Origin of the sequence: Phyllobacterium sp. YR620 (assembly GCF_900104165.1) — a bacterium.
Lineage (GTDB): Bacteria > Pseudomonadota > Alphaproteobacteria > Rhizobiales > Rhizobiaceae > Phyllobacterium > Phyllobacterium pellucidum.
In genome coordinates this window covers 842,691-858,734 of record NZ_FNJP01000002.1, presented here as the reverse complement: position 1 = coordinate 858,734, position 16,044 = coordinate 842,691, and the positions used below count along the sequence as shown (strand labels likewise).

General features: G+C 58.2%; 18 protein-coding genes and 1 tRNA gene. 12 read left to right on the top strand and 7 right to left on the bottom strand.

Annotated features, from left to right (window positions below; translation table 11 throughout):
• Positions 1–29 precede the first annotated feature (29 nt).
• Positions 30–443: a (R)-mandelonitrile lyase gene (locus tag BLR72_RS11045; protein WP_027231309.1), complete on the bottom strand. Its 414-nt coding sequence runs from the start codon at positions 441–443 to the stop codon at positions 30–32.
• Positions 444–558: 115 nt separating this feature from the next.
• Here BLR72_RS11045 and BLR72_RS11040 point away from each other — a divergent pair, with 115 nt between their 5' ends.
• Positions 559–1,452 (top strand): LysR family transcriptional regulator, encoded by an 894-nt coding sequence (locus BLR72_RS11040; protein WP_091948247.1) that lies wholly within the window; start codon positions 559–561, stop codon positions 1,450–1,452.
• Positions 1,453–1,533: 81 nt separating this feature from the next.
• Here the strand turns inward: BLR72_RS11040 and BLR72_RS11035 are convergent, their stop codons facing one another.
• Positions 1,534–1,932 (bottom strand): hypothetical protein, encoded by a 399-nt coding sequence (locus BLR72_RS11035; RefSeq protein WP_139202517.1) that lies wholly within the window; start codon positions 1,930–1,932, stop codon positions 1,534–1,536.
• A 222-nt stretch (positions 1,933–2,154) separates the two neighbouring features.
• Here BLR72_RS11035 and BLR72_RS11030 point away from each other — a divergent pair, with 222 nt between their 5' ends.
• The 3 genes from BLR72_RS11030 (at position 2,155) to BLR72_RS11020 (ending at position 4,698) form a co-directional block, all read left to right on the top strand.
• Entirely contained in the window at positions 2,155–2,628 is a 474-nt protein-coding gene (locus BLR72_RS11030; RefSeq protein WP_027231306.1) for a low affinity iron permease family protein, read from the top strand.
• A 148-nt stretch (positions 2,629–2,776) separates the two neighbouring features.
• Positions 2,777–2,926, top strand: a complete 150-nt coding sequence (locus BLR72_RS11025; protein ID WP_081815820.1) for a DUF1127 domain-containing protein — start codon at positions 2,777–2,779, stop codon at positions 2,924–2,926.
• A 206-nt stretch (positions 2,927–3,132) separates the two neighbouring features.
• Positions 3,133–4,698: a VOC family protein gene (locus tag BLR72_RS11020; RefSeq protein WP_091948241.1), complete on the top strand. Its 1,566-nt coding sequence runs from the start codon at positions 3,133–3,135 to the stop codon at positions 4,696–4,698.
• A 19-nt stretch (positions 4,699–4,717) separates the two neighbouring features.
• Here the strand turns inward: BLR72_RS11020 and BLR72_RS11015 are convergent, their stop codons facing one another.
• Entirely contained in the window at positions 4,718–5,671 is a 954-nt protein-coding gene (locus tag BLR72_RS11015) for a ring-cleaving dioxygenase (protein ID WP_091948662.1), read from the bottom strand.
• A gap of 165 nt (positions 5,672–5,836) precedes the next feature.
• On the opposite strand from BLR72_RS11015, the gene BLR72_RS11010 reads away from it, so the two are divergent.
• The 4 genes from BLR72_RS11010 (at position 5,837) to BLR72_RS10995 (ending at position 9,047) form a co-directional block, all read left to right on the top strand.
• A complete protein-coding gene (locus BLR72_RS11010; RefSeq protein WP_091948239.1) occupies positions 5,837–6,778 on the top strand; it encodes a LysR family transcriptional regulator in 942 nt (313 codons plus the stop codon).
• A 204-nt stretch (positions 6,779–6,982) separates the two neighbouring features.
• On the top strand, positions 6,983–7,258 hold the full coding sequence (locus BLR72_RS11005) for an HU family DNA-binding protein (RefSeq protein WP_027231303.1): 276 nt from the start codon (positions 6,983–6,985) through the stop codon (positions 7,256–7,258).
• Positions 7,259–7,549: 291 nt separating this feature from the next.
• A complete protein-coding gene (locus BLR72_RS11000; protein ID WP_091948236.1) occupies positions 7,550–8,809 on the top strand; it encodes a L,D-transpeptidase family protein in 1,260 nt (419 codons plus the stop codon).
• Positions 8,810–8,864: 55 nt separating this feature from the next.
• Positions 8,865–9,047, top strand: coding sequence for a sulfurtransferase TusA family protein (locus BLR72_RS10995; RefSeq protein WP_051614871.1), 183 nt, complete (start codon positions 8,865–8,867; stop codon positions 9,045–9,047).
• Here the strand turns inward: BLR72_RS10995 and BLR72_RS10990 are convergent.
• Together BLR72_RS10990 and BLR72_RS10985 are read right to left on the bottom strand one after the other, a co-directional pair.
• The gene (locus BLR72_RS10990; protein WP_091948232.1) at positions 9,040–10,197 is read right to left on the bottom strand and encodes a CobW family GTP-binding protein; all 1,158 of its coding nucleotides are present in this window, start codon (positions 10,195–10,197) and stop codon (positions 9,040–9,042) included. The two genes, BLR72_RS10995 and BLR72_RS10990, sit on opposite strands and share 8 nt — an antisense overlap.
• Positions 10,197–11,309: a D-alanyl-D-alanine carboxypeptidase family protein gene (locus BLR72_RS10985; RefSeq protein WP_027231299.1), complete on the bottom strand. Its 1,113-nt coding sequence runs from the start codon at positions 11,307–11,309 to the stop codon at positions 10,197–10,199. Before BLR72_RS10985 ends, BLR72_RS10990 begins: the two co-directional genes overlap by 1 nt.
• Before the next feature lie 169 nt (positions 11,310–11,478).
• On the opposite strand from BLR72_RS10985, the gene BLR72_RS10980 reads away from it, so the two are divergent.
• The 3 genes from BLR72_RS10980 to BLR72_RS10970 all read left to right on the top strand — a co-directional run bounded on the left by BLR72_RS10980 (position 11,479) and on the right by BLR72_RS10970 (position 13,665).
• Positions 11,479–12,648 (top strand): M20 aminoacylase family protein, encoded by a 1,170-nt coding sequence (locus BLR72_RS10980; protein ID WP_091948230.1) that lies wholly within the window; start codon positions 11,479–11,481, stop codon positions 12,646–12,648.
• A gap of 75 nt (positions 12,649–12,723) precedes the next feature.
• Positions 12,724–12,800, top strand: a tRNA-Arg gene (locus BLR72_RS10975).
• A 139-nt stretch (positions 12,801–12,939) separates the two neighbouring features.
• The gene (locus tag BLR72_RS10970; protein WP_091948227.1) at positions 12,940–13,665 is read left to right on the top strand and encodes a hypothetical protein; all 726 of its coding nucleotides are present in this window, start codon (positions 12,940–12,942) and stop codon (positions 13,663–13,665) included.
• 210 nt (positions 13,666–13,875) lie between these two features.
• Here the strand turns inward: BLR72_RS10970 and BLR72_RS10965 are convergent, their stop codons facing one another.
• Positions 13,876–14,733, bottom strand: a complete 858-nt coding sequence (locus tag BLR72_RS10965; protein WP_091948225.1) for a DUF7946 domain-containing protein — start codon at positions 14,731–14,733, stop codon at positions 13,876–13,878.
• Between the two features lie 73 nt (positions 14,734–14,806).
• A complete protein-coding gene (locus tag BLR72_RS10960) occupies positions 14,807–15,421 on the bottom strand; it encodes a DUF3102 domain-containing protein (protein ID WP_091948221.1) in 615 nt (204 codons plus the stop codon).
• A 194-nt stretch (positions 15,422–15,615) separates the two neighbouring features.
• Between BLR72_RS10960 and BLR72_RS10955 the strand changes: the two genes are divergently transcribed.
• Positions 15,616–16,002, top strand: a complete 387-nt coding sequence (locus BLR72_RS10955; protein ID WP_091948217.1) for a hypothetical protein — start codon at positions 15,616–15,618, stop codon at positions 16,000–16,002.
• The last annotated feature ends 42 nt before the right edge of the window (positions 16,003–16,044 follow it).

Below are 16,044 nucleotides of genomic sequence, written 5' to 3'. Positions count from 1 at the left end.
GTCTGAGCCACTGAACACAATGACCTTGCTCATTGCGGCGCGCCCTTGCCCGCGCCGTATTCCTCGTCGGTAACGTGTTGCAGCCAGTCGACGGCCTTGCCATCCAGGGATTCCTGAACAGCGATGTGGGTCATCGCAGTATCGGGGGCCGCGCCGTGCCAGTGCTTTTCGCCGGGGGCGAAGCGCACGACATCGCCAGGGCGGATGTCTTCGATCGGCCCGCCTTCGCGCTGGACACGCCCGTATCCGGCGGTGACGATCAGCATCTGGCCGAGTGGATGGGTGTGCCACGCGGTGCGGGCGCCGGGCTCGAACGTTACGGCATTGGCTGCAGCCCTTGAGGGGTCTGCGACAGCGAAGAGCGGGTCCACGCGCACCGTGCCCGTGAACCAGTCGCTTGGTCCTTTGGCAGAGGGCTGCGTTCCGGCGCGGATGATTTCCATGATTGACTCCTTGCGCCGGGGAAGGTGATCCCAACGCTTCACAGCCAAAATAGACCTCACAGTATTTTTCAACTAGATGATATTATCTGCATGTCCTTATGAATGAGATTCAGTAATGCAAAAGCCTGATTTCAACGACCTTATCGCGTTCAGGGCAGTTGCCCGCGAAGGCAGCTTTACGCGGGCGGCGGCGCAACTCGGCCTGTCGCCGTCGGCCCTCAGCCACACCATTCGCCGTCTCGAGACAGTGCTTGATGTGCGCCTGCTGGCCCGGACCACGAGAAGCGTGGCCCTTACCGACGCGGGCGAGCGTTTGCTGCATGAAATAGGCCATCACTTCGATGATATCGACCGTGCGGTCGAAACGCTGATGGCCACGCGCGACAGGCCGACGGGCACGCTGCGCATCAATGCGGGCGAGCATGCCGTCCGCTCCGTCCTGTGGCCGAAGCTCGACCGCTTTCTGCGCCACTACCCCGACATCAAGGTCGAAGTCGATATCGACAACGGCTATACCGACATCGTGGCGGGGCGGTACGACGCCGGTGTCCGGCTGGGGCAGGAAGTAGCCGCCGATATGATAGCAGTCCGAATCGGCCCCGACTGGCGCATGGCGGTGGTGGCGGTGCCCGATTATTTCCGGGAGCATGGCGTGCCTAAATCACCGCACGACCTCACCCGGCACCGTTGCATCAACCTGAGACTGGCGACATATGGCGGCTTTTACGCCTGGGAGTTCGAGCGCGACGGGGAGCCGCTGAATGTCCGGGTGGACGGGCAGCTTGCATTTAACAGCAGCCTGCCGATATTGACGGCTGCCCTGGCCGGGCACGGACTAGCCTTCATTCCAGAAGACATGGCGGCCACCCATATCGCCGAGGGACGGCTGCAGCGCGTACTGCCCCAATGGTGCGCGTCATTCACGGGCTACCATCTCTACTACCCCTCGCGCAGGCAATCATCGCCGGCTTTCCAGCTGCTTCTGGACGCGCTCAGGTTCAAGCCTTGATAAAGAGTATCGGAATGGCAACTCCCCGGAACGTGCGCCGACTTGCCTCCAGGTCAACGGCGTATGCGAGGAGGAGCGCGTTTACCCTGAAATGTCGAAAGTGATACTGTAGCGGCACGCGGCGACAGGCTGCGCCTCGTTCATGAAGGCGACCTTGACCTGATACTGGCCGGACGGCGGCAACTTGCCTATGTATCCGTCGCCGATAGCCCTGGCTTCGACCACCGCGCCATCGCTTTCGGGATCGTAGACGTTGAACGTGCAGCTCTCATTATCGGACCTGAATGCGATCGACATTTCCTGGCCGGGCTTGGCCTCGATAATATAGGTGGTGGTTTCAGGCCCGCGAATATCGCCCGACATGGTCGTCGAGCGCATGCCAAGGCGAAATTTGACCAGGTAGGATTGGCTGTCGGCCAGTCCGCTGCCGGCGCAAGCAACACAGGCTGAGAATGCAAGAATGAACAATCGTATCTTCATGTTCGACTCATTCAAGCGAGAATGCAGCCATGCTAGCAGCTTTCCGTTAATGGAAAAGTGCTGCACAGGCCCTGCCATCGGCAAAATACACTAAAAGATTGCCTTGCGTTGCGGCGCATCGGCAATGCGCCGCCTCGCTGCCCCAGGTCCGTGGAACAAATTTTACCAGCCGCTGTTATGGATAGCCGGCGCTCGATGCCGGCTCGCAACGGAGGCACGGCCATGTTCGGGAAGTTATTCAACACCATCGCGAATAAGGTCGCGTTTGCCGCCGGCAAGCCGGTAACATTCATTCTTTGCTGCGTCGTGGTGGTCGTCTGGGGGATCAGCGGCCCTATATTCGGCTTTTCCGATACGTGGCAGCTCATTATCAATACAGGTACGACGATTATAACCTTCTTGATGGTGTTCCTCATTCAGAACACCCAAAACCGGGACGGCATCGCCATTCAGGCGAAGCTTGACGAACTCGTCCGGGTCACCGAGGCGAAAAATGCCTTTATCGGCATCGAGCACTTGACCGAAGACGAAGTCGAAAAATTCCGCCGCCAATGCGAAGCTGCAGCCAAAAAGGCCGACAAGGAGCTTGAGGAACTCAAGAAAACCGAGGCCCAAAAGCGCTCGCAAGGCAAGACCGCAGCCAAGCCCGCAACTGGTCGCGCCCGTACCTCCCGGTCTGCCGCAGCGGCGCGCTGACGTTCCTTTTTATTGTGCAATGCAACCTATGATTTGTTGCATTGCAGCTATGCAAAACTGTCACTCCAAGTTCCTCACCGCCTTGCCTATATCACCGTCAACGATCGGAAAATGATCCAACAAACAAGAAGTTACATAGGTGAGTGAAATGAACTTGATCCGCTCTTACAATAACTGGCGCCGCTATCGTGACACCGTCACGGAACTGAGCCGCCTTTCTGCCCGCGAACTGAACGACCTTGGCATCTCCCGCGGCGATATCGCCTTCGTTGCCAAGCGCGCAGCTTCGGCTCGCTAATAGATTACGACTTGCGTCCGGAGCACTCCTCCTCCCAAGCTTCGGACGTATAAAGACCGGCACTCCTCCTCCCAGCCGGTCTTTACAAATAGCACCCACCGCTCCTCCCGCGGTGGGTGTTGTTTTTTGTGCCTCAGCATCTCCATCCCCAGATTGTTCGCTCGACGGTTTCCCTGTAACGCTCTGCCGACCATGAGGAGGCGAACATGACGGGCGGAATTCACCACATCACGCTAATTACCCGCAAGGTTCAGGCAAATGTCGACTTTTATGTCGGCTTCCTTGGGCTGCGGCTGGTCAAACAGACCGGCGGGTTCGAAGACGCGACCCAGTTGCATCTGCTGTATGGCGATGCGACCGGAACACCCGGCTCGCTTATCACCTTCCTCGTCTGGGAAGACGGCTCGCCCGGCCGCGTCGGCTATGGGCAGCCTAGCGAAATCGCGCTTGCCATAGCACCGGAAAGCATCGGCTTCTGGCTGACCCGGGCCCTCCAGTTCAACATACCGACCTCCGGTCCGGCGCAAGAGTTCGGCGAACCCGTGCTGCGGCTCAAGGATCCCGATGGCGTTATCGTCAAGTTCGTCGGCACCGATGCTGTCGCTGCCTGCGATGCCTGGGCCATGGACGGGATACCCTCGCCTGACGCGATACGCCGAATCCGCGGCGCGACCATCCTCACCGAGCAGCCACGAGCCACCCGTGCCTTTCTGGAAGATTATTTCGGCTATGCGGCGATGGGTGAAAGCGAAACGATCACGCGAATGGTGGCAGAAAGTGGCGACTGCGTCGATGTCCGCGATGCTTCCGGTTTCTGGAGTTCGGCGCCCGGCACCGGCACGATCGACCATATCGCCTTTCGTTCCCCAGGCATTCCCGAAGTGACGGCCATATTCGATCGTCTCGTTGCAAGCGGCGCCGATGCCACCGCCATGCACGACCGCAAATATTTCTCTTCGATCTATGTGCGCGAACCGGGCGGCTCGCTGTTGGAACTCGCGACCGACGGCCCGGGCATGTTGATCGACGAAGCGAAGAACGAGCTCGGCTCGACACTGTTCATTCCGCCGCACTTTGCGAAAGAAGCGCAGAACCTCAAAGTGATGCTGCCGCAGTTCAGCATGCCGAACGAGTGGCGGTTCATCTATCGCGAGCTACCCTTTGTGCACCGCGTCTATACGCCGGAAGAAGCCGGCGGACCCACTCTTGTGCTCCTGCACGGAACGGGCGGCAATGAGGCGAGCCTCATGCCGCTCGCAGCATTGGCGGCACCGCGCGCAACGCTGATGGGCGTGCGCGGCCGCAGCACCGAAGAAGGTAGCGCGCGTTGGTTCCGCCGGTTTGCGCCGCTCACCTTCGACCAGAAGGACATAGGCTTCGAGGCGGATGCCTTCGCTGCCTTTATCCAGGGCGCGGTCGAAGCCTATGGGCTGGACCTAACAACCACGGTCTTCCTCGGCTACTCGAATGGTGGAAATCTGCTTGCGGCGATGATGCAGCTGCGTCCCCATCTCGTGCGCAACGCAATACTCCTGCGGGCAACGAAAGTGCTCGATGAAACCCCGCAATCCGACCTTTCTGATGCGCGCATCCTGTTCGTCACCGGCGACCATGATCTCTTCGGCGCCCATGCGCCGGCACTGGAGGCGGAACTTCGGCAGGCCGGGGCCGATGTGACTTCATTAAGCGTGCCGGCCGGGCATGAAACCGGCGATCATGACATCGAGGCGATCCGCCAATGGCTGGCGGAAACGGAAACGGGGCAGATCTGATCTGCCCCGTTTTTGAAGTTTATACGAGAGGCTTGAGGCCCGCTTCGATCGATGCGCGTTTCGGTTCGAGGAACGGCGGCAAGGACAGGCTCTCGCCGAGCGTTTCCATCGGTTCGTCCACTGCAAAGCCCGGCGTGTCCGTAGCGATCTCGAACAGGATACCGTTGGGCTCGCGGAAGTAGAGCGAGCGGAAGTAATAGCGTTCGACCTCGCCGCTTGACGGCATGCGGAAGCCCTTCAGCCGTTCGGTCCATTCATGCAGCGCTGCCACGTCGGGAACGCGGAACGCGACATGGTGAACCGCGCCCGCACCCTGCCGGGCGACGGCAAGATCCGGCTGCACGGCGACATGGAGTTCGGCGGCAGGACCGCCCTCGCCCATGGCAAAGACGTGGACATGCCCTACGCCTTCCGGCGATGCATAGTCGCTAACCTTGCGCATGTTCATCACATGCAAGAGAATCGCCTCGGTATTGGTGATGTCAGGCACGCTCAGCGTAATCGGCCCGAGGCCGCGTATCTGGTGTTCGGCCGGAACCGGGCTCCTCTCCCATGGATGCGACGGAGTGGCGCCGCCATCATTGACAAGGCGGAAACGTTGGCCTTCGCCATCCTCGAAATCGAGTGAATCATAGCCGCCCACGACAGCGATCTCGCCGGCCCTGACGCCGAGTTTGTCAAAACGCTCCTTCCACCAGGAAAGGCTTTCCTTGCTGCCGACACGCAAGCCGGTGCGTGCGATGCTGTGCGTGCCGCGCCGTTCCGGCCCGACAGGCCAATCGAAGAATGTGAGATCGGAGCCAGGCGTTGCCTCGCCGTCGGCGTAGAACAGGTGGTAAGCGCTGGTGTCGTCCTGGTTGACGGTCTTCTTGACGAGGCGAAGGCCGAGCGTCTGCGTATAGAAGCGCAGGTTTTCAGGTGCATTTGCGGTAATGGCAGTCAGGTGATGAATGCCTGTAAGTTGCAAGGTCATTGAAGCCTCCTGGATGATAATTGCGGCCCGTTTGCCGTTGGGCTGAATATCTGTCGTTGCCCTCACCTGATAAAGAGCCAATCTGCGCAACCCATGTTCGCCTGTATCGAACAAAAGCAATCAAATCGGCTTCCCTCGCAGCCGACTGTCCGATAAATTGCAACCATGAAATGGCGTTTCGACGATCTTCTCACCTTTCTCGACGTAGTGGAAACGGGCAGCATCACTGCGACCGCCGCTCGCCTCAACCTATCGAAATCCGTCGTCAGCAAACGTATCACCGAACTTGAAGGGGCTCTTGGCATCGAGTTGTTCCAGCGCTCGCCGCGCAAGCTTGTCGCATCCGGAAGTGCCCTGGATTTTGTCGAGCGTGTGCGGCCGCTGGTGCGAGAACTGATCGATGCAGCCGATCGGGTCGGTGAGCGGCACAGCGCCATCCGGGGGACGCTGCGCATCGCGGCGCCCATGACCTTCGGCACGCTCTATCTCGGGCGCATGATCGCCGATTTCGCCCGCCAGTACCCCGAACTTGAAGTGGCGGTGGAATTCGACGATCGCATGGTCGATCTCGGTCGCGGTGGTTTTGACGTCGGCGTTCGCATCGGCATCTTGAAGGATTCGAGCCTTATTGCCCGCAAGCTCTGCACCGATTCGCGCGTCATCTGCTGCAGTCCGGATTTTGCGGCAGCCAACGGTTTGCCGAAATCCCTGGACGATCTCGGCAATTTCGCCTGCATCGACTATTCCAATGTAAATACCAGCCAGCTCTGGCAATTCGAAAACCCCGGCCAACCATCAGATCCGATTTCCGTGGCCATGCATGGGCGTATCGTTGCGAATAACGGTGAGGCGATGCGCGATATGGCGATTGCCGGGCTTGGTCTCGTCCTGCTGCCGATGTTCATTGCGGCCGAAGCGCTGCGTGCGGGCACGCTCATTCCGGTGCTGCCGCAGGCAAAGCCCCTCCCTTACAGGATCCATGCCGTCTACCCGCCGACGCGTCATGTCTCGGCGAAGGTCCGCGCTTTCGTCGATCATCTGGTGCGCCATATCGGTGATCCGCCTATATGGCAGATGACCGATGTTCTACGCCAGGAGCCCGCCTGAATTGGCCTCGGCTTGCGCGAATCACCTCTTGGGGTTTTTCCGCCGCCTTGGCGGCCTTGCCCGCCTTTCGTAGCCGGTTTCGCAAAAAACCCTGTAAACACTGGGTATAAACCAGCATTTTGGGCGCTATTGCTGATGACAGGGCGGGAATCGCATGCCATACAGACCCCTCCGATCAACGAATTTACTGAGGAAACCGCCAACATGAATACCTCCGATCTTGTAGAGAAGCTGGTTGCTGATCAGGGTCTTACAAAAGTTCAGTCCAAGGCGATTGTTGACAGCGTTCTTAAGGGTATCACCGATTCCGTCGTAGCTGGCGATGAAGTATCGCTGCCGGGCTTCGGCAAGTTCAAGGTTCAGTCGCGCGCTGCTCGCGAAGGCCGTAACCCTGCAACTGGCGCTACGATCAAAATCGCAGCTTCGAAGAAAGTCGCGTTCCAGCCTGCAAAGGCATTGAAGGACGCGCTGAACGGCTAATCCCGTTCACGATCGACTTCAAAAGGGCGGCGCGGTTGTGCCGCCTTTTTCATTTGTGGCAGCCTTGAGAAACGTTTCGTTCACCATAGATACGCTCTCCTTGCCAACCGCCAAGCGTTTGCCATAAATCCGCCCTGTCTTGGTCGCAGATCACGATTGCATGATTGAGCAATTTGCATAGTTGCGGTAAGGCTTTATCAACCATAACCGATGCATGCATGTGCTGTGGGTAAGGATCCGCGTGATTTGGGTCCAGGCAATGACACTGACAACAAACTGAAACAGCTTGCGATGAAACTATCGACACGAATCCTTGTGCCCCTCGCGCTCACCGCATTTCTTGCGGCGTGCCAGGGATCGTCCGTCGAGGACATTGTCCCGAACGGCGCGTCGACGCAGCTGCCTGCGAAAATGATCGAGAGCATGAAGTCGAAAGGCATCAGCCTCACGGCGCCTGTCATGTTCCGCATTTTCAAGGAAGAAAATGTCCTTGAGGTCTGGAAGCGCAAGGACAATGGCCGCTACGACATGGTCACCAGCTACCAGATCTGCAAATGGTCGGGAAAGCTCGGGCCGAAATTCATCGAAGGTGATCGTCAGGCGCCTGAAGGCTTCTATGCAGTGCGGCCGGCGCAGATGAACCCGAAATCGAGCTACTACCTCTCCTTCAACACCGGCTTTCCCAACGCGCTCGACCGCTCCCTTGGACGCACCGGCGCGAATTTGATGGTGCATGGCTCGTGCTCGTCGTCGGGTTGCTATTCGATGACCGACGCGCAGGTCGCCCAGATTTACGCCTTTGCCCGCGACGCCTTCAAGGGCGGCCAGGACTCGATCCAGCTCGAGGCCTTTCCCTTCCGCATGACCGCAGCCAATATGGCGCGCTACAAGGATGATCCGAACTATGCCTTCTGGAAAAACCTGAAGGAAGGTTACGACCATTTCGAAATCACCAAGGTGCCGCCGAAGGTCGATGTCTGTGAGAAGAAATACGTCTTCAATCACACCAGCGATCCGAACGCTCCTATCGCCGCAACGAGCGCCTGCCCGCCGTCCGATCAGCCCGATTCGCTGAAGATGGCCTATCAGTCCTACCAGAGCACCTACGATTCGGCGTTTTCATCGATGGTAAGCAAGGGCCGGGTTCAGCCGCCCGCACGCTCGATCCAGGGCATCGCTGAAGCAAAGATCATCGCCGACTGGAGCTCTCGTCGCGCCCGCGGTGAACGCGTTACAATGGACCCGCCGTCCCTCTCGCCGCAGGACAAGGACAAGGCTTCGAAGCCGCAGGTCATGGTACGCCTCGCATCCGCCGTCGCTGCCGACAAGGCCAGGGAAGAGCGTGAGGCAGCCAAGCGCACGCGCATGTCGAAGGTTCAACTGTCCTCCGCCTCGATGTCGGTCGCCTCCAACGCGGCAGCACCTGCCGTCTCGGCGCAGGCCACCCCGCAGACCACCGGCGCAATCGATACCGCCCCGGCAGCCGCGCCTGTCGAACAGCCTGCGGCAGCACCTGCCAAGAAGGCCTGGTGGAAAATTATCGGTAACTAGGGACGTGCCTGACGAAATCTATGACCTACGCGGTCTGAACTGTCCCCTGCCGGTGATGAAGACGCGCCGAAAGCTCCTCGACATGCCCGCAGGGAGCCGTCTGTGGGTCGAAACCAGCGATCCGCTCGCCGTGATCGACATGCCGAACTTCTGCCAGACCGAGGGGCATCAGCTGATCGAAACAATCAGCATCGTCGGCGGCCATCGCTTTCACATCGAGCGTGGCGACCCTATCTGAACTTCATGCCTGAGATTGCGAGCGGATTGTCGATGAGCGCCGCACTATCCGGCGTATCGATTTGCGGCTGGTTCAGGAACGCGCTGAAAAGCTGCCTGACATAGCTTTCGGGCAAGTCCTTCACGATCATCACCAGACGGGTCTCGCGCGCGCCATCGGGCCAGGCAGCAAGCCGCGCCGGTGGATGGAAAATTTGTTGCACGCCATGGATCACCAGCGGACGATCCGGATCATCAGCAAGCTGCACGATGCCCTTGACCCGCAGCAGCTTGTCGCCATGGGCGGAGCGCAACAGATCGAGGAACATGTCGAAGCTCGACAACGGCACCGGCCGGTCGTGCCTCAGGGAAAAAGAACGGATCGAGGCATCATGGCGGTTGACGTCATGGTGGTGATGATCGTGACCGTTCCCATGGCTATGATGATGGTGGTGATCACCATCGAGGCCATGGCGCTCGCCTTCGCGGTCCCTGTAGGCCTCCGCTTTCAGCCAGCGCTGCACGTCCACCGTCTTTGTCTCGGCATTATAGACGCCGCATTCGAACAGCGCCGCATAGCCCGTGCGCTCATCGCCGACATCGATCAGTTCAGCACCGGGATTGAGCGCCGCGAGGCGCGTGCGCAACGCCGCGAGACTTGCCGCAGCTTCGGGCAGATCCGTCTTGGTGATGACGATCCTGTCGGCGACGGCGGCCTGCTTAACCGCCTCTTCATGGGCATCGAGCGTCGCCATGCCGTTGACCGCGTCTACCGTCGTGATCACGCCGTCGACGCGAAAGGCCTGCAGCAAGACCGGATGGCCCATGATGGTGTGGAGAACGGGTGCAGGATCGGCGAGGCCCGTCGTCTCGATGATGACGCGCCGCAGGCGCTGCAGCCGCCCGGTCTGCAAACGGTCGATCAGGCCCGCAAGCGTATCGACCAGTTCGCCGCGCACGGTGCAGCAAAGGCAACCATCGGCAAGCTCGATGACGCCGTCGCTGGCGCTTTCTACGAGGAGGTGATCGATGCCGACATCGCCGAATTCATTGATGATCACAGCCGTATCGGCCAATGCCGGATCCTTGAGGAGCCGGTTGAGTAGCGTTGTCTTGCCGGAGCCGAGAAAGCCCGTCAGCACCGAAACCGGGATGGGCGCATTGCTGGCCATCAATTGACGGCCTTCAGCACATTGCTGGCATCCGTCATCGAAGGCCGATCTGGCCGCGGCGTCGGCAAGGGTATGCTGCTCAGCGGCATGCCTTCGGAGTTAACCTTGGGCGGCAGGACGACGATCGGTTCCGACTTCGGCTCATGGTCGAGCCGCGCGAGGTAGACCGAGCCCTGGACCAGGTGGCCCTCGGCATCCTTGCCGTCCCAGCTGTCGGAGGCATTTGCCTGTTTCGAGCAGACGGTCGGACGCATGTTCACCGCGACATCCCGGGTGGGTCCGCCATAGGGCGCCAGCGTATCGAGTGTCTGGCCGCTGCCCTTGCCTTCGAATGCCTTGCCGAGGAGATCGGCCGCCTTGGTGACCCGCGAGGTAATGGTCATTTCGCCAAGAACCACCGTGACAATCGTCCGACCGTTGCGTGTCGCCGAACCGATGAGATTATAGCCGGAGGGGCATACGAAACCCGTCTTCATGCCGTCGGCACCCTGGAAGCGCCCGATCAGCGCATTGTAGTTGGCCTGCGATTTCTTGGCGCCGTAGTCGATCGCCTCGATATCGAAATAATGGGCATATTGCGGATACTCGCGGCGCAAATGCAGCGTCAGGACCGCGAGATCGCGGGCCGTCGAGTAGTGATCGTCCGAATGCAGGCCGTTCGGATTGACGAAGTGCGTGCCGTACATGCCAAGCCGCTTTGCCTCTTCATTCATCAGCGCGGCAAACTTCTCTTCCGAACCGCCGAGTGTCTCTCCGATGGCCATGGCGACATCATTGGTCGAGCGCACCAGCATGATCTTCAGCGCATTGTCCAACGTCATTTCCGTACCCGCCTTGTAGCCGGATCGGCTTGGCGGTTCCTTGACGGCATTTGCGGAGATGCGGATTGGCGTGTCGAGCGTCACCTGCCCGGATTCGATCATGCGGAATGCCACATAGGTCGTCATCAGCTTGGTAAGCGAAGCCGGATACCAGCGCTGGAACGCATCCTCCTGCGACAGGATTTCACCGGTATTGGCGTCCACGGTAATGTTGGCGCCGGCAAATGCTGTGGTACCGGCCATGGCCGCAAGCAAACAACCCGATAGAAAAGAAACTACAGTTTTGCGCATTCCTGAGATCCGACCTGTCCTTTTAAAAGCAACCGGGAGGGCATAAGGCATTAAGCCGCGCTTCACGCCGGGCGGCAATGGCCTTATCTATCTTATGTGGCAGGCAAAAGGCAAAGCGCCTTTATGCTGTGCACGAAAATGTCAGACGCGAATTTGGAGTCGCTAACGAATGCCCTTGCTCAACCGTGCCATCGAGATGCAGGACGAGGTTTCAGCGTGGCGTCGCAAGCTGCACGAGAAGCCGGAACTGATGTTCGACGTGCACGAGACGGCCGCCTTCGTCGCCGCGAAACTGCAAGAATTCGGCTGCGACACGGTGGAAACCGGCATCGGCCGTACCGGCGTCGTCGGCATTATCAAGGGGCGTCATGGCAACGGACCCACGATCGGCCTGCGCTCGGACATGGACGCGCTGCCGCTCACCGAGATCACCGGCAAGCCATGGGCCTCGCAAAACATCGGCAAGATGCATGCCTGCGGCCATGACGGCCACACCGCGATGCTGCTCGGCGCTGCGCAATATCTTGCCGAAACACGCAATTTCAAGGGCACGGTCGCAGTCATTTTCCAGCCGGCGGAGGAAGGCGGTGGTGGCGGGCGCGAAATGGTCAAGGAAGGCATGATGGAGCGCTTCAGCATTTCGGAAGTCTATGGCATGCACAATATTCCGGGGCTCGCCGTGGGCGAGTTCGCCATCCGCAAGGGGCCGATCATGGCGGCGACGGACGAGTTCAACATCACCATCGAAGGCCGGGGCGGGCACGCGGCGCAGCCGCACCGAACCATCGATCCGGTGGTCATTGGCGCGCAGCTTGTCAACGCTCTGCAGACGATCGTCTCGCGCGGCACTGACCCGCTCGATTCCGTTGTGCTGTCAGTGACGAAGTTTCATGCGGGTGATGCGCACAACATCATCCCCCAGCGCGCCGAGCTTGCCGGCACGGTCCGCACGCTGCGCGCCGAAATGCGCGATTTTGCCGAAAAACGCCTTACCGAGGTCGCCGAAGGCGTTGCCGGCGCGCTTGGAGCAAGCGCCAGCGTTCACTATGCCCGCAACTATCCGGTGACGTTCAATCATGACCGCGAGACGAGCTTTGCCGCGCAAACCGCCCGTATGGTCGCCGGCAATCACGCGGTCAACGAAGACGTTGCGCCGATGATGGCCGGCGAGGACTTTTCCTACATGCTGGAAGCTCGCCCCGGCGCCTTCATCTTCATCGGCAACGGCGACAGCGCATCGCTGCACAATCCGGCCTATGACTTCAACGACGCCGCCATTCCACACGGAATCAGCTATTGGGTGACGCTTGCGGAAAGCGCCCTCCCCGCCTCGCCCTGACGCGGCTCGGCAACGCAATTTCCTCGCATCTTCAGGCTTGGCGCGCGCGGCGAAAAACAGTATGTCTCAGGTCATGGTCCCGTAGCTCAGTAGGATAGAGCGACAGATTCCTAATCTGTAGGCCACTGGTTCGAATCCAGTCGGGATCACCAACAAACTCAAGAACTTAGGTTATACTATCCTCGGTAACCATGTTGCGCCATGTTGCAACGGGCTACCATTGATTTCCAACGATTTTCTGTGACACTCGGCAAATCCATGCAACATGGATGCAACATAGCAGGATTAGATATGCCAGAAAAAACTTGGTTGAAGCCTTGGCTGTGCTTTTCTGCGCTAGGGCTCGGTATTCTGCTGAGCATCCGCCCCATTATTGTTCTAGTTGAAAAAGCTCTGAGCGGCGGTCTATCTCCAGCCGCGGCGACCATCTTCTCTGCCGTTATCGGGTTTTCGGGCGTTGCGCTTACGACTTATTTCGGTTTTCGAAATCTTATCCATTCTCAGGAATTGCAGGCCAAGCGCGATCGCAATGCGCGGCTCGATCAATACACGCTTCAGGAAAAGGCAAGAGCCGAAGAACGGGAGCACGAAAAGCGAACCCTTGCCGCAGCGTTGTTCGGTGAGTTGGTTGCGCTCGAAAAGCGGTGCCTTAATGTTCAACAATTCTATAAGTTGCAGCGTGTGGTTTGGGAAAAGTTAGCAAACGACAATCAATTTAAGAACATCGAAGTTCCTGTCAATTGGCCTCGCTATAAGACGCCAATTTTCGAGGCGAACATTGCTAGGCTGGGAGTGCTTGGCTCATCTGTAGCAGGAGACGTGGCCTCTATCTTTGGCAAGGTTTCCGTGAACCCCGAGAGCGAGTTACCAAAGGTTCTGCCCGAAATTGCTGCCATTATGGCGAAGGGCGTCGTAGATGGCCACGATGGCATGATTAAAGAGATGCTTCACGTATCTAAACGTCTCAGTGCCCTACAAGGAATCGGCCACGATCCCGGGCATTGGCAAGGTAACTGATGTGTATTTAAGCGCTCCTGCGCGTCTCGGCTCGCGCCGCAGGCCTGAACCTCCCGACCGGCGCTGTCAGGCGACCATTGCGAAATAGTGGTAGAAAACTGGCGGGAACAGCGTTAAGGGCCGAGACCATTCGGGCCGGTCAATTCTAGTGCCGGTATGGCACCAATGATTAATTGCCACCATGCGCCAGCTACCGACCACACTGCTAGGTCAAGCGGAGGCAATATCCGATATAAAGAGCTTCTCGATCTCACCATTGGAATACTGCGGTTTACATTTGACAGATATGACCGACTGACTGTCAAACGCGCTTGAATATGGGTTATTCGGCACCGAGATCTGTGGATCGGTTATTTGTCCTGGAATTCTTTTCGTTTCCTGCTGGTTCTCGATAACGGAGACCTTGCACGAGTGAGTGATGAGATCCAACTCCGTTATCTTCAGTGACAAGGTTGTCTCGTCACCAATTTCAACGGCCACCTGTTTTTCAATCTCGCTTCGGTCACTAGCCGTGATCGCAAATGCTCCGCTGCTTACGCTTCCAATCTGTACAGTTTCGGCCGAAAAGCCGATGGGATTGACCAGCATCTTAGCAGCCGAATGATTCGCAAGAGCGACCCTCTCCACCATTTCAATTGCGGCACGGGTAGTATGGCCCATCTCTTCCAGAGCCTTGATTGCAACTGAGTTGGCTATATCCACCTCTTTTTTCCTTCCGGCCCATTTGGCAATCGTTGCGTTCACCACTGCTTCTGTCACTCTGGTGGCTGCTGTCTTCACGGCAGCTTCGATTATCGGCAACATCGGGGGAGTATACGATGCTGTAATCGTAGCCACTAACACCCAAAACTCGTAGGAACCCGGCTGCGGTGGAAGCGCAAGCACACGTATTGCTTTCGCTCTATCCTTCTTGGAAGTTCTCCCGACCAAGGCTAACTGGCCACTGGCTCCGATGATCTTCGCCGCTCCTTGCAAAGATAGGGCCAATGAAGTCAGTTCGACAGTATGATTTGCAGCGTCAAGACCTTCGAATTTGATCCGGATTGGATCGATGCTTTCGACTTTCATAGCTTCCCCCAGGCAGATAGGCGAAGTCTACGTTGGAATAAGTGTCAAAGCTCTTAAGCTTGCGTTTTGAACTTTATGCTGCCTGCTTGGCAAGCCGCATGTACTTCATCGCAGTGCTGTGGCAGACGCCTGATTTCTTTTCGAGCCAGGGGCCAAACTGACCATGAGGCAATGAGGCCTTCACCTTGAGCAACTTTCGCCCGGCCTCGATGGCCTCGTCGGGCGAGAGCTTCACGCGGCCAAATGCCCGGCGTATAAGGCCTGCAGATGGCACTCGCTCGCTCATGCCCTCCCGGCTGTATTGCGAAAGCACGAAATAGATGGCGCCGGCCAAGGCGTAACGCTGGTGCACCTTCCCACGAAGCTGATTGATCGTGATCATGATCGTGCCAAGGGGAATTCGATCCCACCATTCCAGCCACTCGCTGGTGCGGTTTTCCACCCAATCAGGACAGGCTCGTATCAGGTCACTGGTGGCCCACAGCGAGGCTTCGTCGATGAGGGCGTTGTTTCCCTTGGTTTCTCCCAAGGTGGTCATGACGAGGCGGAAATGCCCCTCGCCATATTTGCGCATGATGTTGCGCATCGTGGCAACTGCCCGGGTTTGTCCAGGCTCCGGATAGACGTTCGCCGGTACGATTTCGATCTCGAACTCGGAGCAGATCGTTTCAACACTCGCTTTTGACATGAAGGGCACCTGATGAAGGGATACCCCTTTGATATCACTGTTCACCGTAATAGTTAAGTATCAGGTTTACTGTTCACCAACGTTTGCGATCAACGGTTGTTCACACTCCCGCGTGCCCTTCCTAACTTGCGCTCTCTCGACTGTTTGAGATAAGTCAAACGCGTGTTGCGAATCTTACTTTTTGGAGACTCGCAATGCGCCTTCAACTGACTTGGCTCCGAACCGTCATCGGCGGCGATGAGCTGCATCACGACTTTTGTGCCTACGTCGAGAACATCACCGTCGCGCGCATCTTTCGCAACACGGATTCGAACAACCTCAGTGTGTGGTCTGTAAACATGCAGATCGGAAATGCAGCCACAGATTCATGCCTGACCAGGCGTGAGGCTATAGAGTGGGTGGAGCATAGGTTCGCGCACTTCTTGACAACCGAGGCCGGGAAGCGTGATCCGCAGGAATGGCCGCATGATCAGCGCACCATTGAACTCCGATCGATGAGGCAGAACAATCCGCAGCAATATGTCGTTCTCGTCGAGGATCTTCGCAGCGGTAGGGTAGAGCGCATTCGCAGGAAGACATGAGCAAAAGTACCGACGAAAAAGCTGCCCTTCGCAAAGCGAAGA

Coding starts and splice junctions, on each gene's coding strand:
- BLR72_RS11045 (WP_027231309.1), bottom strand. CDS start 443: ATGGAAATCATCCGCGCCGGAACGCAGCCCTCTGCCAAAGGACCAAGC.
- BLR72_RS11040 (WP_091948247.1), top strand. CDS start 559: ATGCAAAAGCCTGATTTCAACGACCTTATCGCGTTCAGGGCAGTTGCC.
- BLR72_RS11035 (WP_139202517.1), bottom strand. CDS start 1,932: ATGAAGATACGATTGTTCATTCTTGCATTCTCAGCCTGTGTTGCTTGC.
- BLR72_RS11030 (WP_027231306.1), top strand. CDS start 2,155: ATGTTCGGGAAGTTATTCAACACCATCGCGAATAAGGTCGCGTTTGCC.
- BLR72_RS11025 (WP_081815820.1), top strand. CDS start 2,777: ATGAACTTGATCCGCTCTTACAATAACTGGCGCCGCTATCGTGACACC.
- BLR72_RS11020 (WP_091948241.1), top strand. CDS start 3,133: ATGACGGGCGGAATTCACCACATCACGCTAATTACCCGCAAGGTTCAG.
- BLR72_RS11015 (WP_091948662.1), bottom strand. CDS start 5,671: ATGACCTTGCAACTTACAGGCATTCATCACCTGACTGCCATTACCGCA.
- BLR72_RS11010 (WP_091948239.1), top strand. CDS start 5,837: ATGAAATGGCGTTTCGACGATCTTCTCACCTTTCTCGACGTAGTGGAA.
- BLR72_RS11005 (WP_027231303.1), top strand. CDS start 6,983: ATGAATACCTCCGATCTTGTAGAGAAGCTGGTTGCTGATCAGGGTCTT.
- BLR72_RS11000 (WP_091948236.1), top strand. CDS start 7,550: ATGAAACTATCGACACGAATCCTTGTGCCCCTCGCGCTCACCGCATTT.
- BLR72_RS10995 (WP_051614871.1), top strand. CDS start 8,865: ATGAAGACGCGCCGAAAGCTCCTCGACATGCCCGCAGGGAGCCGTCTG.
- BLR72_RS10990 (WP_091948232.1), bottom strand. CDS start 10,197: ATGGCCAGCAATGCGCCCATCCCGGTTTCGGTGCTGACGGGCTTTCTC.
- BLR72_RS10985 (WP_027231299.1), bottom strand. CDS start 11,309: ATGCGCAAAACTGTAGTTTCTTTTCTATCGGGTTGTTTGCTTGCGGCC.
- BLR72_RS10980 (WP_091948230.1), top strand. CDS start 11,479: ATGCCCTTGCTCAACCGTGCCATCGAGATGCAGGACGAGGTTTCAGCG.
- BLR72_RS10970 (WP_091948227.1), top strand. CDS start 12,940: ATGCCAGAAAAAACTTGGTTGAAGCCTTGGCTGTGCTTTTCTGCGCTA.
- BLR72_RS10965 (WP_091948225.1), bottom strand. CDS start 14,733: ATGAAAGTCGAAAGCATCGATCCAATCCGGATCAAATTCGAAGGTCTT.
- BLR72_RS10960 (WP_091948221.1), bottom strand. CDS start 15,421: ATGTCAAAAGCGAGTGTTGAAACGATCTGCTCCGAGTTCGAGATCGAA.
- BLR72_RS10955 (WP_091948217.1), top strand. CDS start 15,616: ATGCGCCTTCAACTGACTTGGCTCCGAACCGTCATCGGCGGCGATGAG.